This window comes from Fibrobacter sp. UWP2, assembly GCF_900141705.1.
Taxonomy (GTDB): Bacteria; Fibrobacterota; Fibrobacteria; order Fibrobacterales; family Fibrobacteraceae; genus Fibrobacter.
Genome location: NZ_FQYM01000004.1, coordinates 1 through 16179, shown reverse-complemented (window position 1 = coordinate 16179; position 16179 = coordinate 1). Strand labels below are relative to the sequence as shown.

Here is a 16179-nt window from a genome sequence, read left to right as displayed (position 1 = left end):
ACTATTTTTACGCATATGAAAAATTTTTACGTTACTACCCCGATTTATTACGTTAACGACGCCCCGCATATCGGGCACTCCTACACCACCGTCCTCGCGGACATCCTCACTCGCTTCCACAAAATCCTGGGCTACCAGACGTTCTTCTTGACCGGTACCGACGAACACGGTCAGAAGGTGCAGCGCGCCGCCGAAAAGCGCGGCGTGACCCCGCAGGAACACGTGGACGAGTACTACCACCGCTTCGAGGACCTGTGGAAGAAGATGGGTATCGGTAACGACTTCTTTATCCGCACCACAATGCCCGAACACAAGGCCTTTGTGCAGGAATGTCTGCAGAAGCTCTGGGACAAGGGCGAAATCTACTCGAAGGAATACGAGGGCTGGTACTCCGTGGGCGAAGAACGCTTCTTCGGCGAAGACGAACTCGACGAGAACAAGTGCGACCCCATCAGCCACCGCCCGGTAGAATGGCTCAAGGAAAAGAACTACTTCTTCAAGATGGGTTCCTACCAGCAGAAGCTGATTGACTTCCTCGAAAGCCACAAGGACTGGATTGTGCCGGACTACCGCTGGAACGAAATCCGCGGGTTCCTGCGCCAGCCGCTGAACGACCTGTGCATCAGCCGCCCGAAGGCCCGCCTCAGCTGGGGCATTCCGCTGCCGTTCGACACCGACTACGTGACCTACGTGTGGTTCGACGCGCTCCTCAACTACGTGAGCGCCTCCACCGCCTTCCACAAGACTTATGCCGACGGCACGCCAATCTGGCCCGCCACTTACCACCTGATCGGTAAGGATATTTTGACCACCCACAGCGTGTACTGGCCGACCATGCTCATGGCTCTCGACATTCCGCTCCCGCAGCACATTTTGGCCCACGGCTGGTGGCTCGTGAACGGCGGCGAAAAGATGAGCAAGTCCGCAGGCAACGTGGTAAACCCGATGGACTACATGGAAAAGTACGGCATCGACGCGTTCCGTTACTTCCTCGCCCGCGAAATGGTGGTGGGTCAGGACGCCAACTTCACGCACGACGCCTTCGTGCGCCGCATCAACAGCGACCTCGCGAACGACCTCGGCAACGTGCTGAACCGCGTACACCGCCTGGTGCTCAACAACTTTGAAGGCAAGCTCCCCGCCGCCACCGCCATCGGCGGCGCCGAGAAGGAAGTCATCGAACTTGCGAACAAGGTGATTGCCGAAATCAAGGAAGGCCTTCCGCAGGCCCGCCTCTCCCAGTCCATCGAGACCATTATGCAATTGGTGCGTAGCATCAACCGCTACCTCGAAGTCAAGGCCCCGTGGAAGCTCGCGAAGGACCCCGCCCTCAAGGACGAACTCGCGACCGTGCTCTACGTTTCCGCCGAAGCCGTACGTCTCTCGCTCTGCCTGCTGTGGCCGGTAATTCCGGGCAAGGCCGAAGAAGGCCTCGCCATGATCGGTTCCAAGTTCCAGAGCGCCGACGACCTCGCTTGGGGAATCCTCAAGGGTGGCGAAGCGTTCGGTGAAGGCAAGCCGCTCTTCCCGCGTATTGAAGAAGAAGTCAAGAAGCAGGAAGCCCAGCCGAAGCCCAAGCAGAACAAGCCGCTGATGGCTGCCGACGTGCCCGCAGCGATGGACATGCGCGTCGCCCAGATCAAGGAAGTGGCCGACCATCCGGACGCCACGAGCCTCTACGTGCTCAAGGTCGATGCCGGCGAAGGCGAACTCCGCACCATCTGCAGCGGCCTCAAGAACAGCTACAAGGCCGAAGAACTGAAGGATCGCAAGATTCTCTTGTTCGCAAACCTCAAGCCGAGCGCCCTCCGCGGAATCATGAGCCAGGGCATGCTCTTTGCGGGCGACCTCGACAACGAAGCACACACTTGCCGCCTCGTCTCCGTGCCCGAAGACGCTAAACCGGGTGACCGCGCCCTGTTCAAGGGAGTGGTCCCGAGCGAACCGCGCGAACTCAAGGTCAAGGACTTCGAGAAGATTGCGCTCTCCGTGAAGGGTGGCTGCGTATTCTGTGACGCCCTCGCGCTCGAAGTGAACGGCAAGCCCGTGACCTGCGACGTCGCCGACGGTTCTGGCGTGCATTAAGCGACCGTTCGCGCTAGATTCTGTATAACAGGTACAGGGCTGGCGCTCACTTTCGCAACCGCCCCAGTTTAATAACTGGGGCTTTGTTGCTCACGAAGCGACCGTTCGCGCTAGATTCTGTATAACAGGTACAGGGCTGGCGCTCACAGAGCGACTACTATTATTTAGGGACTGCGACTTTATAAATCCACGGCCAGTTCTTGCCAGTAATCCACAGGAACTTGCCGTCGTAGGCAATCCCGTTCAACACATCGGCATTGGGGTATTTCGCCTCAATGCCTTTTGCTTTTTGCGAAAAATCGAGATACTTCAGCACCTTGCCGCTAGGCAAGTCGATGACCGCGATAAGCGGCGTCTGCCAGATGTTCGCGTAAAGCTTGCCATCAACAACCTCGAGCTCGTTGAGCCTCTCTACTGGCTTGCCGCCATCGGTCACGGTGAAAATCCCCACCACATTGAACGCCCCCAGGGCAATTTGCAAAAGTTCTGCACTGCCGTTACTCATGAGGAGCGCGTCACGCCAGTACGTAAGCCCCCAGCCCTCGGTAGGAATGCGGAACGCCCCCTTTTTGGCAAAAGGCTTACGCGAAAAGATGAACGCCTTCTTGGACTTCCAGGTCAAATAAAAAACATCGTTCCCCACAGCGACGGAACCTTCGCCAAAATAACGCTCCTCCAAGCGGGAGGAATCCAGAACCGCGCCACCGGGGGTCGCATAGCGGTAAATTCCCGACTTCCCGTACAGACCTGTTGATTCTACGAGTTGTTTCCCGTCAAAAAAAAGCCCTTGGGTAAAGTGCGCCGGGTCGTGAGCCACGGAGTCCAGAATTTCGGGCTGCACACGGGGAGCCTGGGCAAAAACGCCCGAAACCAGCACAGCGACAAGCGCAGAGAAAAGAACAGCAGAATAGCGCATAAAAAAAAAGTAGAAAACTTTTCTATTTTTGATGCACTATGGGCGCAATTCGTGAACCAGCCAAGGTCAAAATCATCGTAGGCGTACTGGCCAAGAATGCGGCGGCGGTAGAGGCCGTCCGCGAACCCCTGCGCCAGCGCTTTGGCTGCGAAGACCTGAACCTCGCCCCCTTCCCGTTCACCTTCACAAACTACTACATCGACGAAATCGGAAGCACCCCCGTGCGCGCCTTCTTTAGCTACGAGCCGCTGGTAGACCGCACCGAGATTGTAGAGATCAAGCGCTGGACCAACGACGTGGAACTCGAGATTGCCGAAAAAAACGGCACGCCGAACCTGCGTCCCGTGAACCTCGACCCGGGTTACATGACCCTGGGGCAATTCTTTTTGGCAACCACCAAGGACCAGCGCCAACGCGTGTACATGCGCGACGGCATTTTTGTGGAGCCCACCCTCTACTTTCAAGACGGGCACTTTCACGCCTTCGAGTGGACCTACCGCGACTACCAAAGCGAGACCTACATCAACTACCTGGAACAAGTACGCGCCCGCCTCGCCTACCAGATGAGCACGGGAAAACCATATAGATTGAGAGCAAAACAATGAAAGCAGGCATCTTTACAGTCATCCTCCTCATCATCAGCAACGTGTTCATGACCACCGCATGGTACGGGAACCTCAAGCTGAAAGAAATGCACATTTCCACTGACTGGCCGCTCATCCTCGTGATTCTCGCCTCGTGGGGAGTGGCCCTCTTCGAATACTGTTTCATGATTCCTGCAAACAACATCGGGAGCCGCATCAACGGCGGGCCCTTTAGCCTCATGCAACTCAAGGTCATCCAAGAGGCAGTCTCGCTCACTATATTCACAGTCATCGCGACAACCGTATTCAACAACGAAACGCTCCAGTGGAACCACATCGTGGCATTTGCGCTCATCATCGGCGCGGTGTTCTTCGCGTTCCTCAAATAAAGTTTTACGGGTTAGGCAGGATGCTTTTTTGGGGTAGACATAGTTTCATCACGGCACTGGCCGTGTTGGTGGTGGCGTTACTTTGTATAAACACGCCCTCCCATGCCAGGGCTACCGACTCTTCCAAAAAAACATCCAGTACGGCAGTCCAAAAAAAGCCGACGAAAAAAGCCGCTCCCAAAAAGAAGGAAGCCAAAAAAGAAAAGGCGAAGCCCAAAAAGAAAGAAGCCAAGAAGCCCGCAAAAAAGAAAAAAGCCAAAAGCGATAAAAGCGCCAAGGCTGCGCAGCCCGAGGCCGCAAGCGATTCCTCCGTAATCAAGATTGACGCCTCGGATCCCAAGGCGTTCACCAAGGCCATCCTCCTCGAAAAGCAGGGCATTGAGTTCGAGATGGTGGGCAATTCCATCAAAGACCAGGCCGCCGCGGTCCCCAAGATTCAAAAACCGGGCGAGTTCCTCGACTTTTCGAGCATGCTCGTGCCCATCACGCACGAGGCCCTGTTGGGCAGCCCCTACGGCATCCGCGACCACCGCCTGCACCGCGGCGTCGACGTGAACGTCATCAAGGACGAGCCCGTTGTGGCGGCGCTCCCCGGCCACATCACCGTCTCCAAGTACAACAAGGGCGGCTACGGCCATTACGTGATCATCGACCACGACAACGGGCTGCAAACGCTTTACGGGCACCTCTCGGAACGCAAGGTCAAGGTCGGCGAATACGTGTTCCCGGGCGACATCGTGGGGCTCGCCGGCAACACCGGCAAATCCTCGGCGGCGCACCTGCACTTTGAAATCCGCTACAAGGACATCAACATCGACCCCGCCACCATCGTGAACTTCCCCAAGTGGGAGCTGCGGCCCGACGTAGAGAAGGTTCCCACCAAAAAACTCATCGCCGCCCACCGCAAAATGCAGGCGAAGCTTCAAAAAGAGAACGTGTACGTGGTCAAAAAAGGCGACACCCAGCAGGATGTGGCGACCTGGTTCAACATCTCTATCGAGGCGCTGTGCCGCCTGAACAACCTAAAGAAAAACGCCCCACTGCGCGTGGGGCAAAAGTTGCGCGGCTGCGAATAGGCGCTTGGTCCATTACTGGGCCGCGGTCAGCGCCTGCTTTTCGGCACACTTCTCCTGGGCTTCGCCAAACACATCCACCTTTGTGGTGAACTCGTTCAACACATGCTTGGTTTCCACCTCGGTGACGAGCCCTTCCTCGGAGCAGTATTCGTATGTCTCCTGGCCGAGCTTGCTTTCTACCACATAGCGGTCCGTCTGTTCCAGAACGCCAAGGCAATCGAGGTCTTCGCCGCAAAGGTCCACGAGGACCATATCGCACTTGTCGCCCTTCGTCGTCTTGTCGATGGTCGATTCAACTTCGTAGATGGTGTCGGCGGTCGCCGTGTACTTGTGCACGTACAGTTCGTCGGCCTGCACAAAACCTTTTTTGTAGGTCCTGGTGTACGAGAAGCTCCATTCGTCGGCATCGGCGGTAAAGGCGCAGCCGGTAAAGCCGGAATACTGCGACGTCACAGAAGAAGACGAAGGCGGCTGGGAGCCGCTGTCCGAAGACGCTGGGGTTTCTTCTTCGGCATCTCCGCCAGACGAGGAGGAATCATCACCGCACGCGGTCATTCCCATAGCAAAAACCAGGGAGAACGCCAGGATAAGCTTTTCTTTTGTACTCATTTCCGCTCCATTTTATATGGTTTGATACACCAAATACATTACCAATATACACTAAAAAAGAGGGAAACGAACTGATTTCCCAGGTAAAATTTGGTTGTATGGTACGGCGGGCGGATTTAGACGAGATCCTTCATAAAATGGTCTTCGTCCCCGTTCGGCTTTTTGCGGCCGTTCACAATCTGCATGAGTTCGCTGTCGGGATTGTCTAATTCGTTTTCTTCGTCTTGCTTTGGCGCCGGGTCGGCAGGGACCTCGTCTTCCTTCGCCATGTGCACCACACGCTGCGGGAACGGGATTTCGATGTTGTACTCATCCAGGGTGTTTTTGATGATTTCGCGGTAGAGGCGGTCGAGCATATGGTACTCGTAAGTGTTCACCCACACCCAGATGGTGATGTTGACCGAGTTGTCGGCGAGCTCCGACACAAAAAACTGCGGGACCGGAATCTTTAAAAAGCGGGCTTCGCGAGCCACCATCTCGCGCAAAATGCGGAGGACGCGATCGAGCGACTCCTTGTAGGCGACGCCGACGGTCAGGTCCAGGCGGCGGGTCAAGTTGCGGCTGTAGTTCACAATCGGGGCGCCCCAGAGCGAGCTGTTCGGGGCGGAGACGTAAAGGCCGTCCATGGTCTCGAAAGTCGTGTTGAACATGCCGATGCCGCTGATTTTACCCTTGATGGTGCCGCACTCGATATAGTCGCCGGCACAGAAGGGCTTGAGGAACAAAAGCAGGATGCCTGCGGCCACGTTCGAAAGCGTATCTTTGAGAGCAAGGCCCACGGCAAGGCTCGCGGCACCGATCATTGCCAAAAGGCCGTTGGTGTTGACGCCCATGATGTTGAGGCAGAGCAGCAACCCAATCACGTAGAGCGCGTACTTGGAGAGGTCCGAAATCAGGGGGATCGCGGCGCGGTCAAAACCGCGCTTGGAGGCGCGTTCCAAAATTTTGCGGATAGCGATATTCAGGAACTTGACCAGCAAAATGACCAGGACCACCAGCAGCAACTGCTCGATGATGGAATCCTTGGGAATGACGGACCTGATAAAATTCACACATTAAATATACCAAAAAAAAGCTCCTAAAAAAAACCGGCTCTCGTCCGGGGTGATTTAGAACATATATCTGCAAAAATCAAGCGTCTCGTGAGACACAAAGCCCCTGGTATCAACCAGGGGCGGTGTCGGGAGCTCGCGAATAACCGGAGGTCCCGATTCAAAACGTACTGAGCGAACAGAGTCTTATTAAGTATTCTGATCGACCCATTCGGCGTTCTTCTTGCAAGCCTCAACGGACTTCTCGAAGGCAGCCTTTTCTTCGGCGTTCATCTTGACTTCGAAGACCTTCTCGACGCCGTTTGCGCCAATGACGCACGGGACGCCGCAGTACAGACCATTCACGCCGTATTCGCCGTTCAGCTTCACGGCACAGGTGAGAACGCTCTTCTTGTCAAGGAGGTAGGCTTCGGCCATCTTGATGGCGGAAGTCGCCGGGCTGTAGAAAGCGGAACCGCGCACGAGGAGGTTCACGATTTCGCCACCGGCACCAGCAGTGCGCTTGGCGAGTTCGTCGAACTTTTCCTTGCTCATGAGCTGGTTCAGCGGGATGCCGCCCACGGACACGCAGTCAAAGAGGCTCACCATGGTGTCGCCGTGGCCGCCCATGACCGTCGCCTTGACGTCTTCGGGAGAAACACCGAGTTCCATGGCCACGAAGCAAGCGAGGCGGGAAGAATCGAGCACGCCGGCCATACCGATCACCTTGTTGGAGGGGAATCCGGTAACCTTCTGCATGTTGTAGACCATGGCGTCGAGCGGGTTCGTAATCACGATGACAAAAGCGTCGGGAGCGGTCTTCTTGATGGCTTCGCCAACAGTCTTGATGACGCCGCAGTTGATGCCCAGGAGGTCGTCACGGCTCATGCCCGGCTTGCGCGGGACACCGGCGGTCACGATCACGACGTCGGAACCGGCTATGTCGGCGTAATCCGTAGAACCAGAGAGATTGCAAGAAGAACCCATGACGGATCGGCCTTCCATGATATCGAGGGCCTTGCCCTTGGGCATGCCTTCGGTCTGAGGGATATCAATAAGGACCACGTCGCCCAGCTGCTTCTGAGCGAGAACAAGTGCCATAGTACCACCGATTTGGCCAGCGCCAACCAGTGCAATCTTCTTTCTAGCCATGATGAACCTTCCTTTTTGAGGTTTAAATTTTACGAAGCAAAATATAGCATTAAAAAAGTTTTACGACAAGGGAATGGTCAGAGCATCTTCCAAAAAGCATCAAAAGGGTGACAATACGCAGGGGTGCCTGCTCGGGGCATTCTTATAATTTTCTATCTTTGGGCTCATTATGAGTATTGCCATCCCCCAGTTGCCCAAGGGCACCCGTGATTTTTACCCGGAAGCGGAACGCATCCAGAACTATATTTTTGATACCTGGCGCAAGGTTGCCGAAAGCTTTGCCTACGAAGAGTACGAAGGCCCCATGTTCGAGCACCTGGAACTGTACACAGGCAAGTCCGGCGACGAAATCGTAAGCCAGCTTTACAACTTCAAAGACAAGGGCGACCGCGAAATCGCGCTCCGCCCCGAAATGACCCCGACGCTCGCCCGCCTTGTGATCCAGAAGGCCCGCGAACTCAAGAAGCCCTTCAAGTGGTTCAGCATGCCGCGCCTGTTCCGCTACGAGAAGGCCCAGAAAGGCCGCCTGCGCGAATTTTTCCAGCTGAACATGGACATCATCGGCACCGAGAGCATCTACGCCGAGGCCGACCTCATGGCATCCATCGCCACCATGCTCCGCAAGTTCGGCCTGAAGGACGGCGAATTTGCAATTGGCGTTTCGAGCCGCAAGCTTTTGGCCACCTACCTCGAAGAGATTGGCGCCCCGAACCCCGCGCTGGTGTACCCGGTGCTTGACCGCCGCCTGAAAATCGGGCCCGAGGCATTCGCCAAAGCCCTCACCGAAGCAGGCCTCTCCGAAACGCAGATCAAGCAGCTCGATGACTTCATGAGTTGCAAGAGTATCGAAGAAGTCCGTGCGGCAGTACACAGCGAAAACGCGACCGCCGCCCTCCAAGAAATCGAGGACCTGTTTTCAACGCTCGAAAGCGCCGGTTTTGGCGCCTGCGTGAATCTGGACCTCTCCATTGTGCGCGGTCTCGCCTACTACACGGGCATCGTCTTTGAAGTCTTTGACAAGGGCAAGTCCATGCGCGCCATCGCCGGCGGCGGACGTTACGACAGCCTCACCGAAAAACTCGGCGGAGACCGCATCCCGGGCGTGGGTTTTGGCATGGGCGACGTGGTGCTCGCCGACCTCCTCCGCGAGCACAATCTGCTCCCCTCCCCCAAGCAGAGCGTGGACTTTTACATCGCGAGCTTCACAAACGACATGAAAAAGGTCTTTGAGACCGCGCAGAAGTTCCGTGCCGCCAGCAGCGCTACCCAGAACTTCACCGTGTCGCACCCGCTTGCCGCCATGAAAATGGGCAAGCAGCTGGAACAGGCAAACTACCAGGGCGCCAAAATCGTCGTATATGTCGACGGCGACAAGGCGACTGCAGGCCAGTTCGAGTTCAAGGACCTCCGCGACGGCACCATGCATGTGGGAACCCCCGAAGAAATCATTAAACATTCCACATTACCTCAAGCATAAATGTCCCCTTTAAAAGTCCTCCTTTCTATCATTAGCCTGTTTGTTGTCCTCGCCGTTGTGGCGGTCGTGTATCCCCAGGGTGGGATCAGCGTGGGCGACACCACCTTCCGCTACCCCAAACTGACCGACATCTTTATGAAGGCGCAGACCGATTCCACCGGGGATTCGGCGGTCGCCGACCCCGAGGACGCCATCCGCGAAATGATGGAGGCCACCAAGAGAAAGGAATTTGCCGCCTATTCGGACTCGCTCAAATTCTACGAGGACTTTTTCAAAAAGGGCAAGACCCGCTTTGACCTGCCGAACAACGACCCGACTTGGTTCGACCGGTTCTTTTTGCACCTGCAACTGGCGGAACTGGACTCCAACGTGGTCCACATCGTGCACTACGGTGACTCACAGCTCGAGGAGGACCGCATTTCGGCGACCATCCGCGAAGACCTTCAGGACGAGTTCGGCGGTGCCGGCCCCGGTATGATGCCACCCATTATGGCAGTGCCGTCGCAGACCACAAGCCACTGGAACAGCGGCGACCTCAAGCGCTACATTTTGTTTGGACCCAAGGAGGAGGAAGCCGACCACAATCGCTACGGCCCCCTCGCCCAGTTCGCCGACCTGGAAGGCAGCGCCGTCATTGGCATCAAAAAGCGCGACGACCGCAAGAACGCCTTTAAGCACGTAGGCGGTTACTCCATCGTCAAGGTGCTCGCCGGCAAGCGCGGAAACCTCAAGCTCAAGCTCTCTTACGAACGCACCATCATCGACACCGTTGGTTTGAACGCCGACAGTTCGTTCAAGCTCAAGCGCACCGTTAAAACGGTGGAAGCCGACTCCCCGCAAGTTGAAAAGCTCAAGCGCCTCAACGTTTACACCTGGAAACTGCCCGACACCACCAGCAGCGCCAAAATCTACCTGAGCGGCAGTGCCGAAATCTATGCCATCTCCGCCGACGGTGCCTACGGCGTCGCGGTCGACAACGTGGCCATGCGTGGAAGCTCGGGAACAATATTCCACCGCATTGATTCGGAACTTTTGGCCGAGAGCTACAAGGCCATGAACGCACGCCTCATCATCATGGAGTACGGCGGCAACCTGGTGCCAGGAACCAACAGGGGCAACGTGGAGTGGACCAAAAAGCTCATCACCCGCCAAATTTTGGCCATTCAAAAGGCCAACCCCGACGCCGACATCCTGTTCATTGGCCCCGCCGACATGGCCAAACAACAAGATGGCGAGTGGAAGACCTACCCCGGTCTCGCCCTCACTATCAAGACTTTGCGCGAAGTCGCCCTCGACAACGGACTCGCCTACTGGGACATGCACCGCGTGATGGGCGGCAACGGCTCCATGATCAAATGGGCCAACAAGGAACCCGCCCTCGGTTTCACCGACCACATCCACTTTACGCGCCGCGGTGCCGCCTACATGGGCGACCTCTTCTGTGCCGCGCTCCGCATGCACTACGACTACTTTAGGTTCCGCGACCGCCACCACATTAGCGACGAAAAGCTCGGCGAAATCCACGAATTCGCCGACAGCTTGAAGAACGCCCCCGCCGACACCACCAAAAAGGATTCTACGGAGGCCGCCAAATGAAAAAACTCGCCCTCCTTTGCACAGCAGCCTTGAACGCCGCGTTGAGTTTTGCCGCAAGCGCCATGCCGGCCCCGGGCAGCTACAACATTGACCTCAGCAAGTATTCGTTCATCGACACGACGCTCAACACTATCCAGTTCCCCAAAGGGAACGCGAACTTTGAGCCGTTCTTCAAAAAGCTAGACACCCTCGTGTTCGAGAACCGCGGTCAAGTGAAAATCCTGCACATTGGTGGTTCGCACCTGCAGGCCGACGTCATCTCGGGACGAATCCGCGAACACCTCATCAAAGAATACCCCGGTGCAAGCGCCGGTAGAGGCTTTGTATTCCCGTACGCAGCCGCACGTACCAACACGCCCTCCAGCTACGCCAGCTATTACCAGGGCATTTGGGACAAGAGCAAGAACGTCCAAAAAGAAGTCACCAAGCCGCTCGGGCTTTTGGGCATTGCCGTGAGCACCAGCGACCCGCGTGCCGAAATCACCATCTTGCTCGACAAATACAATAGCGAGCCCATGTGGGGCGAGACCAGATTCCGCCTGTTCGGCTACAGCGACAACGGTGACATGGAGCCCGTGCTCCGCGTAGATTCCACCGACATCAAGGGTGTACTCGATACCGCAAGCCAGAGCTACGTATTCAAGAGCCCGCGCCCCATCGACACCATACAAATTCAGTTCCGCTGGGTCGACACACTCAAGCAGGCCACGGTCGCGCAGTTCATTACCGACTCCCTCGTGCAAGATTCCATCATGCGCGCAAACGCCGATTCCACCAAGGCCGATTCCGGAGCCAAAACCGATACGGTCGCCAAGGCCGTCATTCCGCAAAACGTGGCGCTCCCGCTGGACTCCATGTTCCAGGGCGAATGCGACGTGATGGACACCGCCTGCCTCGCCAAGGAAGACAAAAAGGACTTGCCTGCAAACGCAGCTGCCCGCAAGTGCAGCGACATTCCCAAAAAGCCCAAGCCGAATTACGAAGAAGGCGAACTGGACGAATCGAACGATGAAGACGAGCACTGCATTGTCGAAGCGGAGGTCGTTCCCGATTCCGTGAAAAAGAACGCCCGCCCACACTTTACGCTCACAGGCATTCTCGCCGAAACCGACGCCCCGGGCATCAGCTACACCAACGTGGGCATCAACGGTGCCAAGGTTCACGACTACTTCGAAGAGGTCTGCCCGCTCTTTGAAAAGGAGATGGCCTACTACAAGCCCGACCTCGTGATCTTTGCCATTGGCATCAACGACGCCAATGTGAAAAAGTTCAACGACAAGCGTTTTCGCGAAGACTACGACAAGCTCATCGCCCGCATCAAGAAGGTGAGCCCGAATACCGCGTTTATCTTTGAAACGAACAACGACAGCTTCCGCAAGGTTAAAAAGCGCCGCTACGTGCAGCACCCTAACGGCGAAATCGCCCGCAAGGCGTTCTTCGAGCTGGCTGCCAAGCACGGCGCCGGCGTTTGGGACAAGTTCAGCATCATGGGCGGGCTCGGTTCTATGGCCAAATGGGAAAAGGCCGACCTCGCCAAGGCCGACAAGGTCCACTTTAAAATGGCGGGCTACCACCTGCTGGGCGACATGTTCTACAAGGCATTGATCAAAGCCTACCAGGAACACATCGCGAACCTCCCCGCCCTCGAACCGACTCCGAAGAAGGTGGAGGAAAAAAAGAAAAAATAGAAGATCCCCGGCCAAGCCGGGGATGACAATAAACATTAGGTTTTGCCCCCTCTAAAACAAATGCTAGACTATTTAATACCATTCCTCACCCGCACGTTTGCATTCGACCCGAACAGCCCCCTGCTCTTTACGCAGTTCTACTTCTGGGGGTTCTTCGCCGTCGTCTTCCTCTTTTTCTCGCTGGTCCATAGCAAACTTTTGCTCCGCAACGCGTTCCTCTTTGCCACAAGCCTCTTTTTCTATTACAAGACGAGCGGCAGCTATGTGTGCATTTTGATTTTCTGCGTCATCGCAAACTTCTTTATTGGCAAGTGGATCGAGAAAGCCGAACAAAAATGGAAAAAGAAGTTCTGGATGGTCATTGTCGTCATCATTGACCTTTTGGTGCTGTGCTACTACAAGTATTCCTACTTCTTCTTGGACGCCCTCTACGACTTTACGGGTATCGAGCTGCACGTCTACAACTTCTTTGCAGCGGCTAGCAACAAGATGTTCGGCACGCACTCCCTTGTTGACACCATCATCCTCCCGGTGGGCATCTCGTTCTTCACGTTCCAGGCGATGAGCTACTGCATCGACATCTACCGCGGTAAAATCAAGCCCGTCACGAACATTTTGAACTTCGGTTTTTACCTCTCGTTTTTCCCGCAGCTGGTGGCAGGCCCCATTGTGCGCGCCGACAAGTTCGTGCCGCAGCTTTACAAGCCGTATTTTCTCCCCCGTCGTGCCTTTGGCATTGCCGTATTCTGGATTTTGAACGGTCTCGCCAAAAAGATTATTTTGAGCGACTACCTCGCCACCAACTTCGTGGACCGCGTTTTCGACACTCCGCTGCTCTTTACGGGTCTCGAGAACCTCATCGCCCTTTTTGCCTACTCGCTCCAGGTTTACGCCGACTTCTCGGGCTACACCGACATTGCGATTGGCGTCGCGCTCCTGATGGGTTTCCGACTGCCGCAAAACTTCAACAGCCCCTACAAAGCAAAGAGCCCCACGGAATTCTGGCGCCGTTGGCACATCAGCCTTTCGAGCTGGTGGCGCGACTACCTGTACATCCCTCTTGGCGGAAACCGCAACGCGACCATAGGCACCTTCTTCTGGATGGGATTCTTGAGCCTCGTAGCGGTCCTGCTTTCGGGTAGCGTCTGGGTGGGAATCGCCCTCGCCGCCTTGTTCCTCTATCTCGGCCTCCTCGCCTACTTCAAGCCCGAATCCCGCAAGACGATTTCCACGAACATGAACGCCATGGCAACACAGATTGTTGGCGGTTGGTGGCACGGCGCGAGCTGGAACTTCATCATTTGGGGAGGCTTGAACGGCTTTGGGCAAGTTTTCAACAAGCTCTGGGTCAAGCGCAGCGCCACTGTCCGCGCCGCCATTTCCCTAGCCCTGTTCTCCATTAGCGCCATCCTTTACAAGCACTACACCATCCCCATTTGCGCCATTACCGCCGTGTGGTTCGGCGTGCTCTTTATTGGCATTTACGCGACCATCATCTACCACCTGTTCACAAGCAAGCCCGTCACCTGGCTCAACACCGCCTGGAACGTGACCCTCACCTTCGTGTTCATCACCTTCACGCGACTATTCTTCCGCGCCGGCAGTAACCTCGACCCGGCAGAGGCCAACGAAGTCGCCTGGAATACCGCAAAGAACATGGTCCACCAAATGGGCACCGCCTGGAAATGGGATACCCTCGGCACCATCGCCTGGGAACACATCAACATCATCCTTGTGTTCATCGCGGGCATGCTTATCCACTGGATTCCCAAAAAAGTCAAGAGCCGTTACCGCATTACCTTTGCCAGCCTCCCCGCACCATTGATGGTGCTTGCCACGGCGTTCATCATCTTTGTGATTTACCAGTTCATGAGCGCCGACACCCCGCCGTTCATCTACTTCCAGTTCTAAAGAGGTCTTATGGACCAGAACCTCGAAAAGCGCCTCAAGCGGCAGGTCATTGGTAAGCCTCACCGCTTTTGGGCCGTGGCGCCCCTGGGGTTCGAAGCGACTCTCGCCCGCGAACTGCAAGGCTTTGGCATCGAGGCCGCCCCCACAAACGACGGCAAGGTGGAATTCACGGGCAAAATCACCGACGCCTGGAAGGCCGTGGCCTACAGCCGCATCGCGAACCGCATCATGATGCACATCGCCGACTTCAAGGCAGAAAACTTCCGCGACCTCGAGAAAAAAGCCGCCGAGATCCCGTGGGAACTGTACCTCCCGTGTCATCCTGAGCGTGGTTCGGCAAGCTCACCATCCTTATTAAGGTCCCTGAGCAAGCGAAGCGCGTCGAAGGGCGAAGTCGAAGGATCTATAAGCATCCACGTGACCTGCAAGCATTCGCGCCTGTACCATAGCGATGCCGTCGCCGAGCGTTTGTACAAAGTAATTGAAGGGGGAAGCGTCCCCCTCGCTGCAGCCCCGGCCGGGGCTTCCGCTACCCCCTCTGCGGGGGCACCCCGCAACGCCCCGAAAGCCGAAGGGAACGTTCCGCCGCAAAACATCTACGTCACGCTCATCGATGACCGCTGCACCGTCTGGCTCGACCTCGCGGGCGAAGAACTGTACAAGCGCGGGCACGAGCGGTTCGTAAACGACGCCCCCCTCAAGGAAACGCTTGCCGCCGGCATGATTCTCGAGACCATCGAGATCCTTCGACTTCGTGCTGCGCACTCCGCTCAGGATGACACTGCACCAGCGAACATCACCCTCATTGATCCAATGGCAGGGAGCGGCACGTTCAGCCTCGAAGCCGCCTACATGGCATCTGGGCTTATCCCCGGCAAGTGCCGCGACTTTGCCCTCAAGCACCAGCCCGCCTTCAAGCCCGCCACGTGGAACCACATCGTCAATTTCACTTCCCACACTCCTCACTCCACATCCCACACCATCGTCACCTCCGACATCTCAGAACGGGCAGTCGAGATTACACGCCACAATGTGGAGCATTCTCCGTTGGCAACAATCGCCCCCGAGCTCGTGGACCCGCAGGTCCGCGACTTCTTTAGCTACAAGGCGGAGGATTTTAAACCCCTTGCGGGCCAAACCGTCATTCTGCTCAACCCGCCCTACGGCAAGCGCCTGAACTTTGACGCCCCCAAGCTTTATGCCAAAATCGGGAAGCACCTGCAAAATGAATGCGGCGATGGCAACCGATTCAAGGACGGGATCCACATCGCGGAAGATGCCCCAAAGTTAGTTGAAATTTCTGCAACCAAAAAGAAAAAGGTGGTCTCCAACTTGTAAATTTGGTTCAGCAAAAAAACACCAAGCAAGAGGATAACCACCATGATGAAAAGTACAAAAAGAACCCCAAAACTGTCAATCGTCCGCCGCGAAGAAATCGACATTTCGACCAGTATCGGGGTGGTTCTGGCCGACCTTGCCGAACAGGGGAAAAGCTGCCTTGACGCGCTGTCGAGGGAGATGGGCGCAAGGCTCGTGGAGGCGATACTCCTGGCCGAAAGGGAACAGCTCGGCGGTGCAGCATACCACCCCAGGGAGGGCTTCAAGAAGTGGTCCAGCCAGGGCGGTTCCGTGTACATCGCGGGCGGCAAGGCGAAGGTGCGCGTA

General features: G+C 56.2%; 14 protein-coding genes. 10 read left to right on the top strand and 4 right to left on the bottom strand.

Translation table 11 applies throughout. From position 1 onward, the window contains the following. Positions 1–15 precede the first annotated feature (15 nt). Positions 16–2085 (top strand): methionine--tRNA ligase, encoded by a 2070-nt coding sequence (gene metG, locus BUB55_RS03490; protein ID WP_073188272.1) that lies wholly within the window; start codon positions 16–18, stop codon positions 2083–2085. Positions 2086–2245: 160 nt separating this feature from the next. Here the strand turns inward: metG and BUB55_RS03485 are convergent, their stop codons facing one another. Then, positions 2246–3001, bottom strand: a complete 756-nt coding sequence (locus BUB55_RS03485) for a glutaminyl-peptide cyclotransferase (protein WP_073188271.1) — start codon at positions 2999–3001, stop codon at positions 2246–2248. 38 nt (positions 3002–3039) lie between these two features. On the opposite strand from BUB55_RS03485, the gene BUB55_RS03480 reads away from it, so the two are divergent. From BUB55_RS03480 to BUB55_RS03470, 3 genes are read left to right on the top strand one after another with little or no spacing between them, the layout of a single operon-like run. After that, a complete protein-coding gene (locus BUB55_RS03480; protein ID WP_073188269.1) occupies positions 3040–3606 on the top strand; it encodes a DUF4416 family protein in 567 nt (188 codons plus the stop codon). Continuing rightward, positions 3603–3974 (top strand): DMT family protein, encoded by a 372-nt coding sequence (locus tag BUB55_RS03475; protein ID WP_073188267.1) that lies wholly within the window; start codon positions 3603–3605, stop codon positions 3972–3974. The genes BUB55_RS03480 and BUB55_RS03475 overlap by 4 nt, the downstream gene beginning before the upstream one ends. A gap of 20 nt (positions 3975–3994) precedes the next feature. Further along, positions 3995–5050, top strand: a complete 1056-nt coding sequence (locus tag BUB55_RS03470) for a M23 family metallopeptidase (RefSeq protein ID WP_073188265.1) — start codon at positions 3995–3997, stop codon at positions 5048–5050. Between the two features lie 12 nt (positions 5051–5062). Here the strand turns inward: BUB55_RS03470 and BUB55_RS03465 are convergent, their stop codons facing one another. The 3 genes from BUB55_RS03465 to mdh all read right to left on the bottom strand — a co-directional run bounded on the left by BUB55_RS03465 (position 5063) and on the right by mdh (position 7842). Then, positions 5063–5659, bottom strand: coding sequence for a hypothetical protein (locus tag BUB55_RS03465; RefSeq protein ID WP_073188264.1), 597 nt, complete (start codon positions 5657–5659; stop codon positions 5063–5065). 116 nt (positions 5660–5775) lie between these two features. Further along, positions 5776–6711 (bottom strand): mechanosensitive ion channel family protein, encoded by a 936-nt coding sequence (locus BUB55_RS03460; protein ID WP_073188262.1) that lies wholly within the window; start codon positions 6709–6711, stop codon positions 5776–5778. 189 nt (positions 6712–6900) lie between these two features. Beyond that, entirely contained in the window at positions 6901–7842 is a 942-nt protein-coding gene (gene mdh, locus BUB55_RS03455) for a malate dehydrogenase (protein ID WP_073188260.1), read from the bottom strand. A 169-nt stretch (positions 7843–8011) separates the two neighbouring features. On the opposite strand from mdh, the gene hisS reads away from it, so the two are divergent. From hisS to BUB55_RS03425, 6 genes are all read left to right on the top strand, one after another. Further along, entirely contained in the window at positions 8012–9319 is a 1308-nt protein-coding gene (gene hisS / locus BUB55_RS03450; protein ID WP_073188259.1) for a histidine--tRNA ligase, read from the top strand. After that, positions 9320–10915 (top strand): SGNH/GDSL hydrolase family protein, encoded by a 1596-nt coding sequence (locus BUB55_RS03445; RefSeq protein ID WP_073188257.1) that lies wholly within the window; start codon positions 9320–9322, stop codon positions 10913–10915. Beyond that, on the top strand, positions 10912–12603 hold the full coding sequence (locus tag BUB55_RS03440; RefSeq protein WP_083596851.1) for a GDSL-type esterase/lipase family protein: 1692 nt from the start codon (positions 10912–10914) through the stop codon (positions 12601–12603). The genes BUB55_RS03445 and BUB55_RS03440 overlap by 4 nt, the downstream gene beginning before the upstream one ends. Before the next feature lie 60 nt (positions 12604–12663). Beyond that, positions 12664–14514, top strand: coding sequence for an MBOAT family O-acyltransferase (locus BUB55_RS03435; RefSeq protein WP_073188255.1), 1851 nt, complete (start codon positions 12664–12666; stop codon positions 14512–14514). Between the two features lie 9 nt (positions 14515–14523). Next, positions 14524–15852: a THUMP domain-containing class I SAM-dependent RNA methyltransferase gene (locus BUB55_RS03430; RefSeq protein WP_073188253.1), complete on the top strand. Its 1329-nt coding sequence runs from the start codon at positions 14524–14526 to the stop codon at positions 15850–15852. 42 nt (positions 15853–15894) lie between these two features. Then, positions 15895–16179 (top strand): hypothetical protein (locus BUB55_RS03425; protein WP_143152881.1); only part of this gene is annotated, 285 nt, incomplete at its 3' end.

What these genes read in the sequence shown, in the direction of transcription:
- BUB55_RS03445 (WP_073188257.1), top strand. Translation starts at nt 9,320, where the DNA reads ATGTCCCCTTTAAAAGTCCTCCTTTCTATCATTAGCCTGTTTGTTGTC.
- BUB55_RS03465 (WP_073188264.1), bottom strand. Translation starts at nt 5,659, where the DNA reads ATGAGTACAAAAGAAAAGCTTATCCTGGCGTTCTCCCTGGTTTTTGCT.
- BUB55_RS03435 (WP_073188255.1), top strand. Translation starts at nt 12,664, where the DNA reads ATGCTAGACTATTTAATACCATTCCTCACCCGCACGTTTGCATTCGAC.
- mdh (WP_073188260.1), bottom strand. Translation starts at nt 7,842, where the DNA reads ATGGCTAGAAAGAAGATTGCACTGGTTGGCGCTGGCCAAATCGGTGGT.
- BUB55_RS03485 (WP_073188271.1), bottom strand. Translation starts at nt 3,001, where the DNA reads ATGCGCTATTCTGCTGTTCTTTTCTCTGCGCTTGTCGCTGTGCTGGTT.
- BUB55_RS03470 (WP_073188265.1), top strand. Translation starts at nt 3,995, where the DNA reads ATGCTTTTTTGGGGTAGACATAGTTTCATCACGGCACTGGCCGTGTTG.
- BUB55_RS03480 (WP_073188269.1), top strand. Translation starts at nt 3,040, where the DNA reads ATGGGCGCAATTCGTGAACCAGCCAAGGTCAAAATCATCGTAGGCGTA.
- hisS (WP_073188259.1), top strand. Translation starts at nt 8,012, where the DNA reads ATGAGTATTGCCATCCCCCAGTTGCCCAAGGGCACCCGTGATTTTTAC.
- metG (WP_073188272.1), top strand. Translation starts at nt 16, where the DNA reads ATGAAAAATTTTTACGTTACTACCCCGATTTATTACGTTAACGACGCC.
- BUB55_RS03440 (WP_083596851.1), top strand. Translation starts at nt 10,912, where the DNA reads ATGAAAAAACTCGCCCTCCTTTGCACAGCAGCCTTGAACGCCGCGTTG.
- BUB55_RS03430 (WP_073188253.1), top strand. Translation starts at nt 14,524, where the DNA reads ATGGACCAGAACCTCGAAAAGCGCCTCAAGCGGCAGGTCATTGGTAAG.
- BUB55_RS03475 (WP_073188267.1), top strand. Translation starts at nt 3,603, where the DNA reads ATGAAAGCAGGCATCTTTACAGTCATCCTCCTCATCATCAGCAACGTG.